The 14,458-nt window shown below is 71.2% G+C and carries 16 protein-coding genes; 10 read left to right on the top strand and 6 right to left on the bottom strand.

Going from position 1 to position 14,458, the window contains the following annotated elements; all coding sequences use genetic code 11:
* Positions 1 to 15 precede the first annotated feature (15 nt).
* Positions 16 to 873: a hypothetical protein gene (locus tag KV097_RS18175; protein ID WP_220345589.1), complete on the top strand. Its 858-nt coding sequence runs from the start codon at positions 16 to 18 to the stop codon at positions 871 to 873.
* 3 nt (positions 874 to 876) lie between these two features.
* Positions 877 to 1,407 (top strand): DUF1697 domain-containing protein, encoded by a 531-nt coding sequence (locus KV097_RS18170; protein WP_220342622.1) that lies wholly within the window; start codon positions 877 to 879, stop codon positions 1,405 to 1,407.
* Positions 1,408 to 1,410: 3 nt separating this feature from the next.
* On the opposite strand, the gene KV097_RS18165 is transcribed toward KV097_RS18170, so the two are convergent.
* Positions 1,411 to 2,109: a YafY family protein gene (locus KV097_RS18165; protein WP_220366686.1), complete on the bottom strand. Its 699-nt coding sequence runs from the start codon at positions 2,107 to 2,109 to the stop codon at positions 1,411 to 1,413.
* 49 nt (positions 2,110 to 2,158) lie between these two features.
* Here KV097_RS18165 and KV097_RS18160 point away from each other — a divergent pair, with 49 nt between their 5' ends.
* Complete coding sequence (locus tag KV097_RS18160; protein ID WP_220366685.1) at positions 2,159 to 2,848, top strand: alpha/beta fold hydrolase; 690 nt, start codon at positions 2,159 to 2,161, stop codon at positions 2,846 to 2,848.
* A gap of 3 nt (positions 2,849 to 2,851) precedes the next feature.
* On the opposite strand, the gene serA is transcribed toward KV097_RS18160, so the two are convergent.
* Both serA and KV097_RS18150 read right to left on the bottom strand, forming a co-directional pair.
* Positions 2,852 to 4,096, bottom strand: a complete 1,245-nt coding sequence (serA, locus tag KV097_RS18155; protein ID WP_255559874.1) for a phosphoglycerate dehydrogenase — start codon at positions 4,094 to 4,096, stop codon at positions 2,852 to 2,854.
* A gap of 211 nt (positions 4,097 to 4,307) precedes the next feature.
* Positions 4,308 to 4,745, bottom strand: coding sequence for a PaaI family thioesterase (locus KV097_RS18150; RefSeq protein ID WP_301022058.1), 438 nt, complete (start codon positions 4,743 to 4,745; stop codon positions 4,308 to 4,310).
* 60 nt (positions 4,746 to 4,805) lie between these two features.
* Here KV097_RS18150 and KV097_RS18145 point away from each other — a divergent pair, with 60 nt between their 5' ends.
* From KV097_RS18145 to KV097_RS18135, 3 genes are read left to right on the top strand one after another with little or no spacing between them, the layout of a single operon-like run.
* Positions 4,806 to 5,096 (top strand): metal-sensitive transcriptional regulator, encoded by a 291-nt coding sequence (locus KV097_RS18145; protein WP_220342625.1) that lies wholly within the window; start codon positions 4,806 to 4,808, stop codon positions 5,094 to 5,096.
* A gap of 49 nt (positions 5,097 to 5,145) precedes the next feature.
* On the top strand, positions 5,146 to 5,364 hold the full coding sequence (locus tag KV097_RS18140) for a heavy-metal-associated domain-containing protein (RefSeq protein ID WP_220342626.1): 219 nt from the start codon (positions 5,146 to 5,148) through the stop codon (positions 5,362 to 5,364).
* Positions 5,361 to 7,580, top strand: a complete 2,220-nt coding sequence (locus tag KV097_RS18135; protein WP_308289492.1) for a heavy metal translocating P-type ATPase — start codon at positions 5,361 to 5,363, stop codon at positions 7,578 to 7,580. The genes KV097_RS18140 and KV097_RS18135 overlap by 4 nt, the downstream gene beginning before the upstream one ends.
* A 22-nt stretch (positions 7,581 to 7,602) precedes the next feature.
* On the opposite strand, the gene KV097_RS18130 is transcribed toward KV097_RS18135, so the two are convergent.
* Complete coding sequence (locus KV097_RS18130; protein WP_220366684.1) at positions 7,603 to 8,568, bottom strand: GlxA family transcriptional regulator; 966 nt, start codon at positions 8,566 to 8,568, stop codon at positions 7,603 to 7,605.
* Positions 8,569 to 8,655: 87 nt separating this feature from the next.
* Between KV097_RS18130 and KV097_RS18125 the strand changes: the two genes are divergently transcribed.
* From KV097_RS18125 to KV097_RS18115, 3 genes are all read left to right on the top strand, one after another.
* Complete coding sequence (locus tag KV097_RS18125; RefSeq protein WP_220342628.1) at positions 8,656 to 8,793, top strand: hypothetical protein; 138 nt, start codon at positions 8,656 to 8,658, stop codon at positions 8,791 to 8,793.
* Positions 8,794 to 9,007: 214 nt separating this feature from the next.
* On the top strand, positions 9,008 to 9,730 hold the full coding sequence (locus tag KV097_RS18120) for an alpha/beta hydrolase (RefSeq protein ID WP_255559826.1): 723 nt from the start codon (positions 9,008 to 9,010) through the stop codon (positions 9,728 to 9,730).
* 61 nt (positions 9,731 to 9,791) lie between these two features.
* Entirely contained in the window at positions 9,792 to 10,637 is an 846-nt protein-coding gene (locus KV097_RS18115) for an NAD(P)H-binding protein (protein ID WP_220366682.1), read from the top strand.
* Here the strand turns inward: KV097_RS18115 and KV097_RS18110 are convergent.
* Both KV097_RS18110 and KV097_RS18105 read right to left on the bottom strand, forming a co-directional pair.
* On the bottom strand, positions 10,618 to 11,715 hold the full coding sequence (locus KV097_RS18110) for a dipeptidase (protein ID WP_308289491.1): 1,098 nt from the start codon (positions 11,713 to 11,715) through the stop codon (positions 10,618 to 10,620). The genes KV097_RS18115 and KV097_RS18110 overlap by 20 nt on opposite strands.
* Positions 11,716 to 11,794: 79 nt before the next feature.
* Positions 11,795 to 12,361 (bottom strand): DJ-1/PfpI/YhbO family deglycase/protease, encoded by a 567-nt coding sequence (locus KV097_RS18105; RefSeq protein WP_220366681.1) that lies wholly within the window; start codon positions 12,359 to 12,361, stop codon positions 11,795 to 11,797.
* A 100-nt stretch (positions 12,362 to 12,461) separates the two neighbouring features.
* Here KV097_RS18105 and KV097_RS18100 point away from each other — a divergent pair, with 100 nt between their 5' ends.
* Positions 12,462 to 14,447 carry an ABC transporter ATP-binding protein gene (locus KV097_RS18100; protein ID WP_255559825.1) on the top strand — a complete coding sequence of 662 codons (1,986 nt, stop codon included), beginning with the start codon at positions 12,462 to 12,464 and terminating at the stop codon, positions 14,445 to 14,447.
* The last annotated feature ends 11 nt before the right edge of the window (positions 14,448 to 14,458 follow it).

The following is a 14,458-nucleotide window of genomic DNA, read 5'->3' as shown; positions in this document are numbered from 1 at the left end:
GCGTAGGCTGACGACATGGAGCTCGTAATCCTCGTCGTCGTCGCCGCGATCGCCCTGTACCTGGTCAGCGAGCGTCGCAAGACGGTTGCGCGAGAGCGCGCCGAGCTCGCTGACCAGGTTTCAGCGGTTCGTAAGACCGCGTTCGAGGACGTCACGGCCCTCGGCGAAGAGCTCCAGAAGCTCGATGCCGATCTGGTCGGGACACCCCTCGACGAGGGTGCCAACGCCGACTACCAGCGGGCCCTCGATGCGTACGAGTCGGCAAAGACGGCCGTCGATGCCCTCGAGAAGCCCGAGGATGTCCGGCACGTCACCGAGATCTTGGAAGACGGGCGCTACGCCATCGCGTGCGTCCAGGCGCGGGTGGTGGGCGACCCCCTCCCCGCGAAGCGCTCCCCCTGCTTCTTCGACCCGCGGCACGGTCTGTCGGTCGAGGACGTCCAGTACGCCCCCACCGACGGCATCGTCCGCGACGTCCCCGCCTGCGCGCTGGACGCCGAGCGGGTCAGGGCGGGCGCCGAGCCCGACACCCGCAAGGTGATGGTCGGCGCGCAGCGCCTTCCCTACTGGCAGGCCGGTCCGGCCTACGCGCCGTACGCCGCCGGATACTTCTCTGCGTTCGCCTTCATGCCGGCGCTGTTCATGGGCACGATGCTCGGCGGCATGTTCGCCAGCGACGCCGGCCTCTCCGCCGCCGAGTACGGCGACGGCAGTGAGGGCGGCGGTGACGGCGGCGGGGATGCTGGCGGCGACGCTGGTGGTGACGCCGGCGGCGATGCTGGTGGTGACGGCGGCGGCTTCGACGGTGGTGGTGGCGGCTTCGACTGGGGCGGCGGCGGAGACGGCGGCGGGTTCGACTTCGGCGGCTTCTAGGCCGTGGCGTCCCAGAAGGTCGCCTACCTCCTGCGGGCCGTCAATGTCGGTGGCCACACGGTGCCGATGGCAGACCTGCGTACGCTCGCGAGCGACCTCGGCGCCCTCGACGTGGCGACGTACGTGAACAGCGGCAACCTCGTCTGCACGCCGCCGGGCGACCCAGCAGCCTTCGGCGCATCCCTCGAGGCGGGGATCGCCGACCGGATGGGCGTCACGACGGACGCCATTCCTCGTACCGCCGCCGAGCTGCGAGCCGCGCGCGACGCCTACCCGCACGACGTCCACGAGCCAAAGCTCTGCCACGTGTGGTTCCTCGCCTCCGAACCCAGCGCCGACGCGGTGCGCGCCCTTGAGTCCTACGACTTCGGGCCCGACCGCGTCGCACCGATCGGGCGAGAGCTGCACCTCCGCTACGCCGACGGGGTGGCACGCAGTGCGATCACGGCACCGCGGCTGCTCAAGCTGTCCGGCGTCGTCGGCACGGCGCGCAACCTCAGGACGGTCGAGAAGCTCGCCGCGATGGCGCAGTGACGCTCACAGGTCCGCGACGGGTGCCGCGGTCGCCGGCGGGGCTCCGATGCTCTCGACCGGGAGGTCGACGGCACGTGCTGCCGTGAGCCTCGCACGCTCGATCCGGTCCAGCCGGAACCAGCGGAGCGCGTCCTGCCTGCGGCAGTGCGCCACGAGGTACCACGAGCCGCGCGTCGAAGCGAGGATCTGCGGATCGACGCGGCGATCGGTGACGACCCCCGATCCGTCCCGATAACGCAGCGAGAGCACGCGCCTCTCCTGGAGCGCCTCCTCCACCGCCCGGCGGGACCGCGCGTCGCCGGTGGTGTCGTCCGCGCGGTCGATCCACACCCGCTCGGAGAGAGCGGTCGCACGGAGGCGGGTCGGTGGCGCCATCCCGTCGAGCACCTTGGCGAGGGCGGCGCGCGCCTGGGTGTCGAACGGCTCGCCCCGATGCGCGGAGATCGCCGCGGCAAGCCCGGAGACCTCGGCCTCGGAGAAGTTCAACGGCGGAAGGGTCGCGTCCGGGTCCACGACGTAGCCCCCGTGACGGCCCAGCCGCGCCCAGATCGGGAACCCGCCCTGCTGCAGTGCCGACACGTCCCGCTTGATCGTCCGGACGCTGACCTCGTACGTCGCGGCCAGCTGCTCGGCGGTGCGGCCCCGCGCGCCGGCGCGCCGCAGCTCCTCCCGGATCGCGTAGAGCCGATCGGTGCGGTTCATGAGAAAAGAGTGACACAAGGGTGACGAGTTCTGACGAGACGATGGGGTGATGACGAACTCCGGTGGACCTGTCCTCCTGCTCAGCGGCGCCGGGCTACCGGCGTGGATCTGGGACGCGGCGCGCGAAGCACTCGGCCCCGACCACGAGACCGCGGTCGCCTCCCGGCCCGACGGTCGTACGCCGAGCCTCTCCTCGTACGTCGACGCTGCCCTCGACTCCGCGCCGTGGGACCGGTTTGCCGTGGTCGCGCACTCGTCCGGCGGCGTCGTCGGCACCGAGCTCGCCCGTCGGGCTCACCCACGGGTCAGCGCCGTGATCGGAGTCAGCGCCGTCGTCCCGCCACCCGGCGGGTCGTTCGTCTCCTCGATGCCCTTCCCACAGCGCCACCTGATGAGCCTCGCGATGCGGCTCGCGGGCACCCGGCCACCGGACGGCGCCCTCCGCCGCGGCGTCGCTGCGGGCCTGGACGAGCCCACTGCCGCGCGGATCGTCGCCGAGTTCGTGCCCGAGTCGCCCGACCTCTACCGCGGGCGGACCGGGACCGACGCGCTACGGGTGCCGACCGGGTACGTGACGACGACGCAGGACCGCGAGCTCTCCCCTGGCCTCCAAGGACGGTTCGCTGCCCGGCTCGGTACCCGCCGTGAGCGGAGCCTCGCCACGGGCCACCTGCCGATGCTCGAGGACGCGACCGGGCTCGCCGGCGCCCTCGCTGAGATGCTCGACCAGCGCGGCTGAGCGTCAGGTGAGCTGGCGGAGCCGGATCGTCTCGGGCAGCGTGCCGAGCGCCGCGAGCGTCTCGGGCTCGAGCTGCTTGTCGATGTCGGTGAGCACGTAGCCGATCTCGCCGCGAGTCCCCAGGATCTGACCGTCGATGTTGACGCCGTGGTCGCCGAGCACCACGTTGATGGCCGACAGCACGCCCGGCACGTTGTGGTGGATGTGCGCGAGACGGTGGTGGTCGCCGTACGACGGCAGCTGGAGGTGCGGCAGGTTCGGGGAGAGGTCGGTGGACCCGTCGACGAGGTAGGAGTGCAGCTTGCCCGAGACGAAGCGGCCGATGTCCTGCTGAGCCTCCATCGTCGAGCCGCCGACGTGCGGCGTGAGGATCACGTTGGGGAGCCCGCGAAGGTCGGACTCGAACGGCTCGCCCTGCTTCTTGGGCTCCACGGGGAACACGTCGACGGCGGCACCGGCGATGTGGCCCGACTCGATGTGCGCCCGCAGCGCGACGGTGTCGACGAGGATGCCGCGGGAGAGGTTGAGGAAGAGCGAGCGCGGCTTCATCCGCGCGAACTCCGCGGCGCCGAAGAGGCCGGCGTTGCCCGGCCGGCCGTCGACGTGCAGCGTCACGACGTCGACGGTCTCGAGCAGCTCGTGGAGCGTCGCGCACCGCTTGGCGTTGCCGAGTGCGAGCTTGTCGGCCACGTCGTAGTAGGAGACCTGCATGCCGAGGGCCTCAGCGAGCACGGACAGCTGGCTGCCGATGTTGCCGTAGCCCACGATGCCGAGCTTGCGGCCACGGATCTCGTGGCTGCCCTGCGCGGACTTGTTCCAGATGCCGGCGTGCATGTCATTGGTCTTCTCGTTGAGCCGGCGCGCGAGCGAGATGATCTCGCCGATGGCGAGCTCGACGACCGAGCGCGTGTTGGAGTACGGCGCGTTGAAGACGGCCACCCCGCGGGCCGCCGCCGCCTTGAGGTCGATCTGGTTGGTGCCGATGCAGAAGGCGCCGACCGAGAGGAGGTCGGGCGCCTGCGCGAGCACGCGCTCGGTGACGTACGTCGTGGAGCGGATGCCGAGGAGGTGAACGCCCTGGACTGCCTCGATCAGCTCGTCCTCGCCGAGGGCTCCGGTGCGCGTCTCCACCTGGTAGCCCTGCGCGCGCAGGAACTCGGCGCCGTCGGCGTGGATGTTCTCCAGCAGGAGGACACGGATGTCGTGGTCCTCGAGCCGTGGCGTGGTCACGGGAAGGTCTGAGGTCATGGTGTAGAGCGTCTGTGTCGTCACGGGGACGAGTCCTCCTGGTCAGGTCGGTCCACCCGGAGGTGGCGGTCGACCCAGGGCCCAGGCGTACGGTCCCGCGGTCTGTGCTGGTGTGTCGCTCCCTGGTGGTCGACCCACCTGAACGCCAGTCGCGACCGGACCAGTCTAGGTCGTCCTCCCGGCACGGCCGAACGCATTCCGCGCTTCGGCCCTACTCGGCGCCAAGCAGAGCGAGGAACTCCTCGGGCGGCGTCCCCGGGATGTGGGCGAGACGGACCTGTCCGCGGGCGACGAGCTTCCCCTCGGCGTTCGTCGTGTTCATCTCCCACAGCTGGGTGGTCCGCCCGCGGTGGATCGGCGTCGCGACCGTACGGAGCGTCTCGCCCTCGCGGGCCTGCCGGAGGAAGTCGGTGTTGTTGTTGACCCCGACCACCAGACCCCTGTCGCGGAGCCACGCCTGCGCGCCCATGCTGGCGGCACTCTCGTGGGCCGCACAGTGCACACCGCCGTGGACGATCCCGAACGGCTGGAGGTGCTGCGCTCCCACGGTCCACTCGATGGTCGCGCGGTCACCGGAGAGCTCCACGAAGCGGAAGCCGAGGGCTCCGCCGAGGCCGGTCTCCGACATGGACGCCGTTGCATCAGTCACACGACGAGTGTGCCCACCGAGGTCTTGTCCCTCATACCCCCTAGGGGTATTCTCGGCGGCATGGACACCCACGCACCCGGTTACAGCGACGACAAGGCCGCAGTCCTCAAGCGGCTCAGGCGCGTCGAGGGTCAGGTCCGCGGGCTCCAGCGGATGGTCGAGGAGGACGTCTACTGCATCGACGTCCTCACCCAGGTCTCCGCCGCCACCAAGGCGCTGGAGTCCGTCGCCCTGACCTTGCTCGACGAGCACCTCTCGCACTGCGTCCACGACGCCATCGCCTCCGGCGACAGGGCTGAGGAAAAGATCGCCGAGGCCTCCGCCGCGATCGCTCGCCTCGTGCGGTCGTGACCCCAGCCCTTCCCCGTACCCTGCTCGACCGACTCTCGAGGAGCCCAACATGAACACGACCTACCACGTCACCGGGATGACCTGCGGCCACTGCGCAGGCGCCGTCAAGGAGGAGATCGGGGCGCTGGAGGGCGTCCGGTCCGTGGACGTCGACCTCGTCGCCGGCGGCACCTCGTCGGTGCACGTGACCAGCGACGTCCCGCTCGACGACGCCGCCGTCGCGGCCGCGGTCGACGAGGCGGGGAGCTATCAGGTCGTGGGGTCGTGACGCTCCAGACCCACGAGCTCGACATCGGCGGGATGACCTGCGCCTCGTGCGCCGCCCGTGTCGAGAAGAAGCTCAACAAGCTCGAGGGCGTCGAGGCGTCCGTCAACTTCGCGACCGAGCGGGCGTACGTGTCCGCGCCGGCGTTCGTCGACGTGGCCGACCTCGTCGCCACCGTCGAGAAGACGGGCTACTCCGCCGCTCCCGTCCGTGATCTGCCGGAGCCGGCCGCGACGGGGTACGCGACCGGCTCCGGCGCCACGCCCGACGAGGATCCCGAGCTGGTGTCCCTGCGGCAGCGGCTCGTGGTCTCGGCGCTCCTCGCGGCCCCGGTCCTGGTGCTGTCGATGGTTCCCGCGTGGCAGTTCGACAACTGGCAGTGGCTCGCGCTCACGCTCGCCGCCCCCGTCGCGGTGTGGGGTGCCTGGCCGTTCCACCGTGCCGCGCTGGTCAACGCGCGCCACGGCGCCGCGACGATGGACACGTTGATCTCGATCGGCGTCACCGCCGCGTTCGCCTGGTCCGTCTATGCGTTGTTCTGGGGTCACGCCGGCGTGACCGGCATGACGATGGAGCTCACCTGGTTCGCCCAGGGGTCCGGGGCCGACGAGATCTACCTGGAGGTGGCCAGCGCGGTCACCGTCTTCATCCTGCTCGGTCGCTATCTCGAGCAGCGCGCCAAGCGGGACTCCGGCGCCGCCCTCCGCGCGCTCCTCTCGCTGGGCGCCAAGCGGGTCACTGTGCTCCGTGGCGACCGAGAGGTCGAGGTCCCCGTCGCCGAGCTCGGGGTCGGTGACACCTTCGTGGTGCGACCGGGCGAGAAGGTCGCCGCCGACGGTGAGGTCGTCTCGGGCAGCGCGTCGATCGACGCCGCGATGCTGACCGGCGAGAGCGTCCCGGTGGACGTCACAGCCGGTGACCGTGTCGTGGGCGGAACGGTCGCCGCCGGCGGCCGGCTCGTCGTCCGCGCCACGGCCGTCGGCGAGGGCACGCAGCTCGCCCAGATGGCACGCCTGGTGGAGAACGCTCAGAGCGGCAAGGCGCCGGTCCAGCGCCTCGCGGACCGCATCTCCGCCGTCTTCGTGCCGGTCGTCATCGTGATCGCCCTCGGCACGCTCGCCGGGTGGTTGCTGGCGGGCGGGACGCCCACGGAGGCGTTCACCGCGGCGGTCGCGGTCCTCATCATCGCCTGCCCCTGCGCTCTCGGGCTCGCGACGCCGACGGCGCTCCTGGCCGGGACCGGCCGCGGGGCGCAGATGGGCATCCTCGTCAAGGGCCCGGAGATCCTCGAGTCCACCCGCCGGGTCGACACCGTCGTGCTCGACAAGACCGGCACGGTGACCGAGGGAGCGATGCACGTCGTCGGCGTGGAGACCGTCGCCGGCACCGACGCCGGCGAGCTCCTGCGGCTCGCCGGTGCGGTCGAGGCGGCGTCGGAGCACCCCCTGGCCCGTGCGGTGACGACGGCGGCCCGCGAGGCGGGGGACCTGCCCGAGGTGCACGAGTTCGTCACCACGACTGGACTCGGGGTCGGCGGCGTGGTCGAGGACCGCAAGGTTCTCGTCGGACGCCTCCCGTGGCTCCTCGAGCAGGGATCGAGCCTTCCTGACGGCCTGCCGGACACCGGTCCTGCGACCACGCCGGTCCACGTGGCGGTCGACGGCGAGGTTCGTGGGGTCGTCGCGGTGGCGGACCGGGTCAAGCCGACGTCGGCCGAGGCCGTACGCCGGCTGCGCGCGCTCGGCCTCGAGCCAGTCCTCCTCACCGGCGACCGACGCTCGGTCGCCGAGGACGTGGCGCGCGAGGTCGGCATCACCGAGGTCGTCGCCGAGGTGCTGCCGGAGGCCAAGGCCGCGGCCGTCGCCGACCTGCAGGCCCGCGGGCGTACGGTCGCGATGGTCGGTGACGGGGTCAACGACGCACCGGCCCTCGCCGTCGCCGATCTCGGGATCGCCATGGGCACCGGCACCGACGTGGCGATCGAGGCGTCGGACCTGACCCTCGTCCGCGGCGACCTGCGCCTCGCTCCCCGGGCCATCGAGCTGTCGCGCCGTACGCTGCGCACCATCAAGCAGAACCTCGGATGGGCGTTCGGCTACAACGTGGCGGCGATCCCGCTCGCGGCGGCCGGCTTCCTCAACCCGCTGATCGCCGGCGCCGCGATGGCCGCGAGCTCGGTGCTCGTCGTCACGAACTCGCTGCGGCTGCGCAACCTCTGACCCGCCCCGCGCCGCGCCTCGCTCACGCCAGGGCGAAGGTCTTGCGGTACTCCCCTGGCGTGACGCCGACCAGTCGCCGGAAGTGGTGACGCAGCAGCGTGCCGGACGAGAAGCCGCAGCGGTGCGCGACGTGGTCGATGTCGAGGTCGGTCGACTCCAGGAGAGTGCGGGCCCGGAGGATCCGCTGCTGAGCCAGCCACTGGATCGGCGTCGTCCCCGTCTCTGCGGTGAAGCGACGAGCGAACGTCCGCGGCGACATCCCGGCGAGCTCCGCCAGGCGCGAGACCGGCTGCTGCTCCTCCAGGTGTTCGACCATCCAGTCGAGCACCTCGGCGAACATGTCGTCGCTGCACTCGGGCACGGGATGGTCGATGAACTGCCGCTGACCACCGTCGCGCTGCGGCGCCACCACCATGCGCCGCGCGATCGCGTTGGCGGCCGCGCTCCCGATCTCCCGGCGCACGAGGTGGAGTGCGGCGTCGATCCCGGCCGCCGTACCGGCGCTCGTGACGATGTCACCGTCGTCGACGAAGAGGACGTCCTCGTTGACCTCCGCGACCGGGAACATCGTGCGGAGCAGGGCGGCATGGCGCCAGTGGGTCGTGCACGGGCGCCCGTCGAGCAGCCCCGCCTCCGCGAGGATGAACGCGCCGCTGCAGAGACTGAGCATCGTGGCTCCGGAGGCGTGAGCGGCGCGCAGAGCGGACAGGATCGCCTCGTCCAGCGGCGCGAGCGCCTCGCCGGTCCGTCGCCACGACGGGACGACGGCGACGAGATCGGCCCCCAGCAGCCCGTCGAGACCGTGGTCGGGGACGATCGACCCGCCGACCGAGAGGCGGACGGGAACTCCTGCCTCCGGGCCGCAGATCCGGAAGTCGAACGGCGGGACGCCATCCTCGGTCCGGTCGATCCCGAAGACCTCGCACACCACCCCCAGCTCGAAGGCGGTGACGTCGTCGGTGACCAAGGCAGCGACCGTACGGATCATGGAGTCGACGCTACGTGGCAGGATCTGTGCGGTCAACGACTTTTACACACCTTCTGTCTCGATCTGTACGAGCGCATGGTTGTTGCCATGAGGCATTCACGAAAGCATCTGATCACGACCAGCCCACGCTTCCCGGCGTTCCGCGTCGGCAACGGGAACCGCGACGCGCAGCGCCTGCGGTCGGAGCTCCAGGCGATCGCGACCCACAGCCAGCCCAAGGACTGAGGCGAGGCGACGCGCACCGAGACCGATCAGCGGAGGCGGGAGCCCCACACTGGTCGACCCGGACAAGGGTCCTTGCTAGCCTTTCCGCACGCTGTGCGAGAGAACGAGGAGGTGCTACCCGTGAACGCAATGACGTGGGTGCTCCTCGGTGAGGTCACAGCCGGGCGATAGGTCGTCCGGGAGCGCCGTTCAAGCACTCCCGAAAGGCACGACCATGCGCATCACCTCCGAAGAGCGCCTCGACGACGGCGTCCTCGAACGAGAGTTCACCCTCGGCGGCATCCCCGGCATGCTGTGGACCCCCACGTCCTCGCCAGCGCCGGTGCTCCTCATGGGTCACCCTGGCGGGCTTCGAACGATGTACCCGCGGCTGGTGGGGCGAGCGAGACACTCCGCAGCGAACGGCTTCGCCGCGGCCACGATCGAGCTGCCAGGGGCCGGCGGTCGACCTCCGTCGGCCGACGCCGAGCAGGCCCGCGCCGACCTGCGGCGAGCGGTGCTGGCCGGCGAGCCCGTCGACGAGATCGTCGACAGGCTGGTCCTTCCCCTCGTCGAGAACGCCGTCCCCGAATGGCAGACGCTCCTGGACGACCTCCTCGCGCTGCCAGGGATCAGCGGCCGGGTCGGTTACTCGGGCGGGGTGACCGCCCTCGGGATCAGGCTGGCGCTGGTCGAGCCACGCATCGCGGCGCTCGGGCTGTTCGCCGGAACCTTCGTGCCGCGCGTCATGTTCGACGAGGCCCGTCAGATCACCGTGCCGCTGCACGTCCTGCTGCAGTGGGACGACGAAGGGAATGACCGGCAGCGGGCACTGGACCTCTTCGATGCCTTCGGCTCCCAGGAGAAGACGCTGCAAGCCAACATGGGCGGGCACACCGGGGTTCCGCCGTTCGCGGCGGACGACGCGGCCAGGTTCTTCGCCCGGCACCTGAGGTGACGCCACGTTCTCAGACCGGAGAGGCGACGCACCACCAGACTCCCGTGCCACGATCGGGGGCATGACCACCCTCATCGGCATCACGGGAGCGACCGGCCGCGTCGGCCGGGCGGCCGCACGCCACCTCGCCGACGGCGGGTATGCCACGCGGCTGATCGTCCGCGATCCGGCACGCACGCCGACTCTGCCCCGGTCGGAGGTCGCGGTCGCCTCGTACGACGACGCGCACGCATGCCGGGCGGCGTACGAAGGACTCGACACCCTCTTTCTGGTCTCGGCGACAGAGTCGGCCGACCGCGTCGCCCAGCACCGTACGGCGGTCGACGCGGCGGTCGCTGCGGGCGTACGCCAGCTGGTCTACCTGTCGTTCGTCGGGGCGGGTCCGGACGCAGGGTTCCTCCTCGCCCGCGACCACGGCGCGACCGAGGAGCTGATCGCCGCCGCTCCGGTGGAGTGGACGTTCCTGCGCGACAACCTCTACACCGAGGCGATCCAGACGATGTTCGGCGACGACGGCGTGATCCGCGGGCCCGCCGGTCGCGGCAGGGTCGCCTCCGTCTCCCAGGCCGACGTGGCGGCGGTGGTCGCACACGTGCTCGAGGACCCCACAGCGCACACGGGCAGGACGTACGAGCTCACCGGGCCCGAGGCCCTGACGCTCGACGAGATCGCGGCGCTCCTCACCACGGCGACCGGCAGACCTCACCGGTACGTCGCCGAGACGGTGCAGGAGGCGTTCGCCAGCCGGGCACGGTACGAGGCACCGCGCTGGCTGGTCGAGGCGTGGGTCAGCACCTACACCGCCGTCGCCGACGGCGAGCTGGAGCACGTGAGCGACGACGTTCCCGCGCTGCTGGGGCGCCCCGCGACCACGGTGGCGGAGGTGTTCAGCGGCCGCCGGACGTGACCGCGTCGAGCACGCGGAGCGCGTTGCCGCCCGCGAGCGCCGCCATGTCGTCGGCACTCCACCCCCGGGTTGCGAGCGCCTCGAGGACGCGCGGGTAGGTCGAGACGTCCTCCAGACCGACGGGGAACCGCACGAAGCCGTCGTAGTCACCGCCCAGCCCGACGTGCTCGACGCCCATCACCTCACGAGCGTGCTCGATGTGGTCCACGACGTCTTGGACGGTGACCCGAGGCTCGGGGCCGACCTCGCCGCCGTGACGCCAGCGCGCCCAGCTCTCGCTGAGGAAACTCGGCACGAAGGCCACCATCAGCACGCCCCCGTTGTCACGCAGGCGGAGCAGCACGTCGTCCGGCACGTTGCGAGGGTGGTCGGCCACCGCGCGGCAGCTGGAGTGGCTGAAGATCACCGGCGCCGCCGTGACGTCGAGGGCGTCGTGCATGGTCGTCGTCGCCACGTGGGACAGGTCGACGAGCATCCCGAGCCTGTTCATCTCCCGAACCACGTCGCGACCGAGGTCGGTGAGACCGCCGTGGACCGGCTCGTCGGTCGCGGAGTCGGCCCACGCCGTGTTGTCGTTGTGCGTGAGGGTCATGTAGGCGACGCCGAGCCGCGAGAGCACCCGCAGCACGGCGAGCGAGTCGTCGATGCTGTGACCGCCCTCGGCGCCCAGCAGGGAGGCCACCTTGCCGTCGGCCCACACCGCCCGGACGTCGTCGCCCGTCCGTGCGAGCGCGAGGTCGTCCGGGTAGGCCGCCACCAGCCGGTGGACGAAGTCGATCTGCTCGAGGGTCGCCTCGACCGCGTCGGCACCCGCGAGCGATGTCCGCACGAACACCGACCAGAACTGGGCGCCGACCCCGCCACGGCGCAGGCGCGGGACGTCGGTGTGGAAGCGCCCGTGCGGAGCGACCTCTCCCAGGCCGTCCGTCGCGTACGCCGCCTCGACCCGCGACTCCCACGCGAGGTCGTTGTGGCCGTCGAAGACCAGCGCCTTCTCCAGCGCCGAGCGCACCGTCGGGTCGCCGGTCACCGCGAGCCGGGCTGCGGGATGGGGTGAGGAGGACGCCGCTGGATTCACCGGGCAACCCTGGCACGCCAGGAGCTGGTCGCGCACGGACCCGTCGTGGAGCGTGTCACGCGACGGGTCCGCACGCGAGCTATCGGGACCCCGAAAGCGCCCTGTCGATCTCCCGGAGGAAGTCCTCGAGGTCCTTCGGCGTCCGCGAGGTGATCAAGGTCGGCGTCCGGCTGTCGTCGACCACCGCGGCGTCGTCGACCCACTGGCCTCCGGCGTTGCGGATGTCGGTCTGCAGCGAGGCGTACGACGTGAGCCGTCGGCCGTCGACGACGCCGGCCTCGACCAGCGCCCACGGACCGTGACAGATCGCGGCGATCGGACGGCCGTTGCTCTCGAACGCCGTCACGACCCCGACCGCGTCCTCGTCGAGGCGGAGCTGGTCGGCGTTGATGGTGCCGCCCGGGAGCAGCAACAGGTGGTACGCCGACGGGTCCACCTGCGAGATCGTCGTCGTGGGAGTGACCGCCTTGCCGGGGTCCTTGTCGCCGACCAGGGTCTCGATCGGGTCGTCCTCCACCGCGGCGACATCGACCTCGGCCCCGTGCTCACGCAGGTGGTCGACGGGCACCACGAGCTCGTCCTGCTCGACGCCGTAGTTGCTGACCAGGGCCAGGACTCGGCGTCCGCTGAGGTCGGGCTTGGACATCAGATGTCTCCTCTCGACTAGCGGAAGGTTGCCTCCGCGAGGTACCCACGTGGGAAGCCGTCACACCTTCGCCCCGCCGGATGCGACCTACGCTCGACCCATGACGTCATCGATGGAGGAGACGGCGCGTGCCGCGCGCCGCGCCGTCACCCGGGAGGACGCGGGGCGGGTGCTGCCGCGGATCGCCCACCTCCTCGCGCCGTACAAGCGCAAGATGCTGCTCGTCGGCCTCGCCGTCGTCGCCGGCGCCGTGCTGGCCTCGCTCGCGCCGTTCCTGACCAAGGCGGTGTTCGACGACGCCTTGTTCCCGCCCGGTGGTGGTGGCCCCGACCTCGGGCTCCTCGGGTGGCTGGTCGCCGGGCTGTGCGCGATCCCGGTCGTCACCTCGCTGATCGCGATCGGCCAGAACTATCTCACGTCGACGATCGGCAACTCCGCGATGGCGGACCTGCGCGGACGACTGTTCGCGCACCTGCAGACGATGGAGCTCGGCTTCTTCACCGCGACGAAGACCGGGGCGATCCAGTCGCGCCTGGCCAACGACGTCAGCGGCGTACGGACGGTGCTGACCGACACCGCGACCACCATCCTCCAGAACGCCGTCACGGTCCTCTCGGCCTTCGTCGCGATGGTGATCCTGTCCTGGCAGCTCACGATCATCACGCTGATCCTGATGCCGGTGTTCGTCGTCATCCAGGTGCGGGTCGGGCGGCGGCGCCAACGGCTCGCCCGCAAGACCCAGGAGTCGCTGTCGGAGATGACCGCGATCACCGAGGAGGCGCTGTCGGTCTCCGGGATCCTCCTCGCCAAGGTGTTCAACCGCGCCGAGAGCGAGACGCTGCGCTACCGCGACGAGAACCACCGCCAGACCCACCTCCAGGTCAGGGCCGCGATGACGGGCCGGACGTTCTTCGCGATGGTCCAGACGTTCTTCGCGATCACACCGGCCCTGATCTATCTCGTCTCGGGCCTGATGCTGACCGGGCGGCTGGACTCCTCCGGCGCCGCGCTGACGGCGGGCACCCTCGTCGCGTTCACCACGCTGCAAGCCCGGCTGCAGATGCCCCTGATCCAGCTTATGCGCGTCACCCTCGACGTCCAGACGTCGCTCGCGCTGTTCCGACGGATCTTCGAGTACCTCGACCTGGAGCCGGCGATCGTCGAGCGGCCCGACGCCCGGCCGCTTCCCGACACCGGAGAGGGAGGACGCGTCGAGTTCCGCGGCGTGTGGTTCCGCTACCCGCCACCGCGGCTCGTGGGCATCCAGCAGCCCCGCGGCACCGACGACCAGGACCCCGTGACGGAGGAGCGCTGGACGTTGCAGGACGTCTCGCTGACGGTCGAGCCGGGTCAGCTCGCGGCCATCGTGGGGCCGTCGGGATCGGGCAAGACCACCATGACGTACCTCGTACCCCGCTTCTACGACGTGACCGACGGCGCCGTCCTCATCGACGGCGTCGACGTCCGCGACGCGACCGAGCACTCGCTGGCGACCACGGCCGGGATGGTGACGCAGGAGCCGTACCTCTTCCACGGCACCGTCTACGACAACATCGCGTACGCCAAGGAGGGCGCGACGCCGGAGGAGGTCGAGCAGGCTGCGCGCGACGCCAACATCCACGACCGGATCATGAGCTTCGCCGAGGGCTACCAGACGGTGACCGGTGAGCGCGGCTACCGGCTGTCAGGGGGCGAGAAGCAGCGGATCGCGATCGCGCGAGTGTTCCTGATGAACCCCAGGGTCCTCATCCTCGACGAGGCGACGTCGGCGCTCGACACCGAGACCGAGCGCCTCGTCCAGGACGCTCTCGAGCGCGCGACCGTCGGGCGCACCACGATCGCGATCGCGCACCGGTTGTCGACGATCCAGAACGCCGACGTCATCTTCGGGCTCGAGGAGGGCCGGCTGGTGGAGCAGGGCACACACGCCGAGCTGCTCGCCGAGGGCGGGCTGTACTCGCGGCTCTACGTCGAGCAGTTCGGCGGCGGCGAGATCGAGGGCCGCTTCCGCGACGGTGTCGTGTTCCGCGACGGCGCGGTGTTCCACGACCGTGAGGACCACGTCCGCGCCGACGTCCCGCTCTGACCTGCCTCGCG

The organism is Mumia sp. zg.B17 (genome assembly GCF_019550915.1).
Lineage (GTDB): Bacteria > Actinomycetota > Actinomycetes > Propionibacteriales > Nocardioidaceae > Mumia.
The sequence above is the reverse complement of the archived record's forward strand: the minus strand, read 5'-3'. Positions and strand labels throughout refer to the sequence as shown.

Coding starts and splice junctions, on each gene's coding strand:
- KV097_RS18145 (WP_220342625.1), top strand. CDS start 4,806: ATGGACACCCACGCACCCGGTTACAGCGACGACAAGGCCGCAGTCCTC.
- serA (WP_255559874.1), bottom strand. CDS start 4,096: ATGACCTCAGACCTTCCCGTGACCACGCCACGGCTCGAGGACCACGAC.
- KV097_RS18160 (WP_220366685.1), top strand. CDS start 2,159: ATGACGAACTCCGGTGGACCTGTCCTCCTGCTCAGCGGCGCCGGGCTA.
- KV097_RS18175 (WP_220345589.1), top strand. CDS start 16: ATGGAGCTCGTAATCCTCGTCGTCGTCGCCGCGATCGCCCTGTACCTG.
- KV097_RS18140 (WP_220342626.1), top strand. CDS start 5,146: ATGAACACGACCTACCACGTCACCGGGATGACCTGCGGCCACTGCGCA.
- KV097_RS18165 (WP_220366686.1), bottom strand. CDS start 2,109: ATGAACCGCACCGATCGGCTCTACGCGATCCGGGAGGAGCTGCGGCGC.
- KV097_RS18120 (WP_255559826.1), top strand. CDS start 9,008: ATGCGCATCACCTCCGAAGAGCGCCTCGACGACGGCGTCCTCGAACGA.
- KV097_RS18130 (WP_220366684.1), bottom strand. CDS start 8,568: ATGATCCGTACGGTCGCTGCCTTGGTCACCGACGACGTCACCGCCTTC.
- KV097_RS18115 (WP_220366682.1), top strand. CDS start 9,792: ATGACCACCCTCATCGGCATCACGGGAGCGACCGGCCGCGTCGGCCGG.
- KV097_RS18125 (WP_220342628.1), top strand. CDS start 8,656: ATGAGGCATTCACGAAAGCATCTGATCACGACCAGCCCACGCTTCCCG.
- KV097_RS18100 (WP_255559825.1), top strand. CDS start 12,462: ATGACGTCATCGATGGAGGAGACGGCGCGTGCCGCGCGCCGCGCCGTC.
- KV097_RS18105 (WP_220366681.1), bottom strand. CDS start 12,361: ATGTCCAAGCCCGACCTCAGCGGACGCCGAGTCCTGGCCCTGGTCAGC.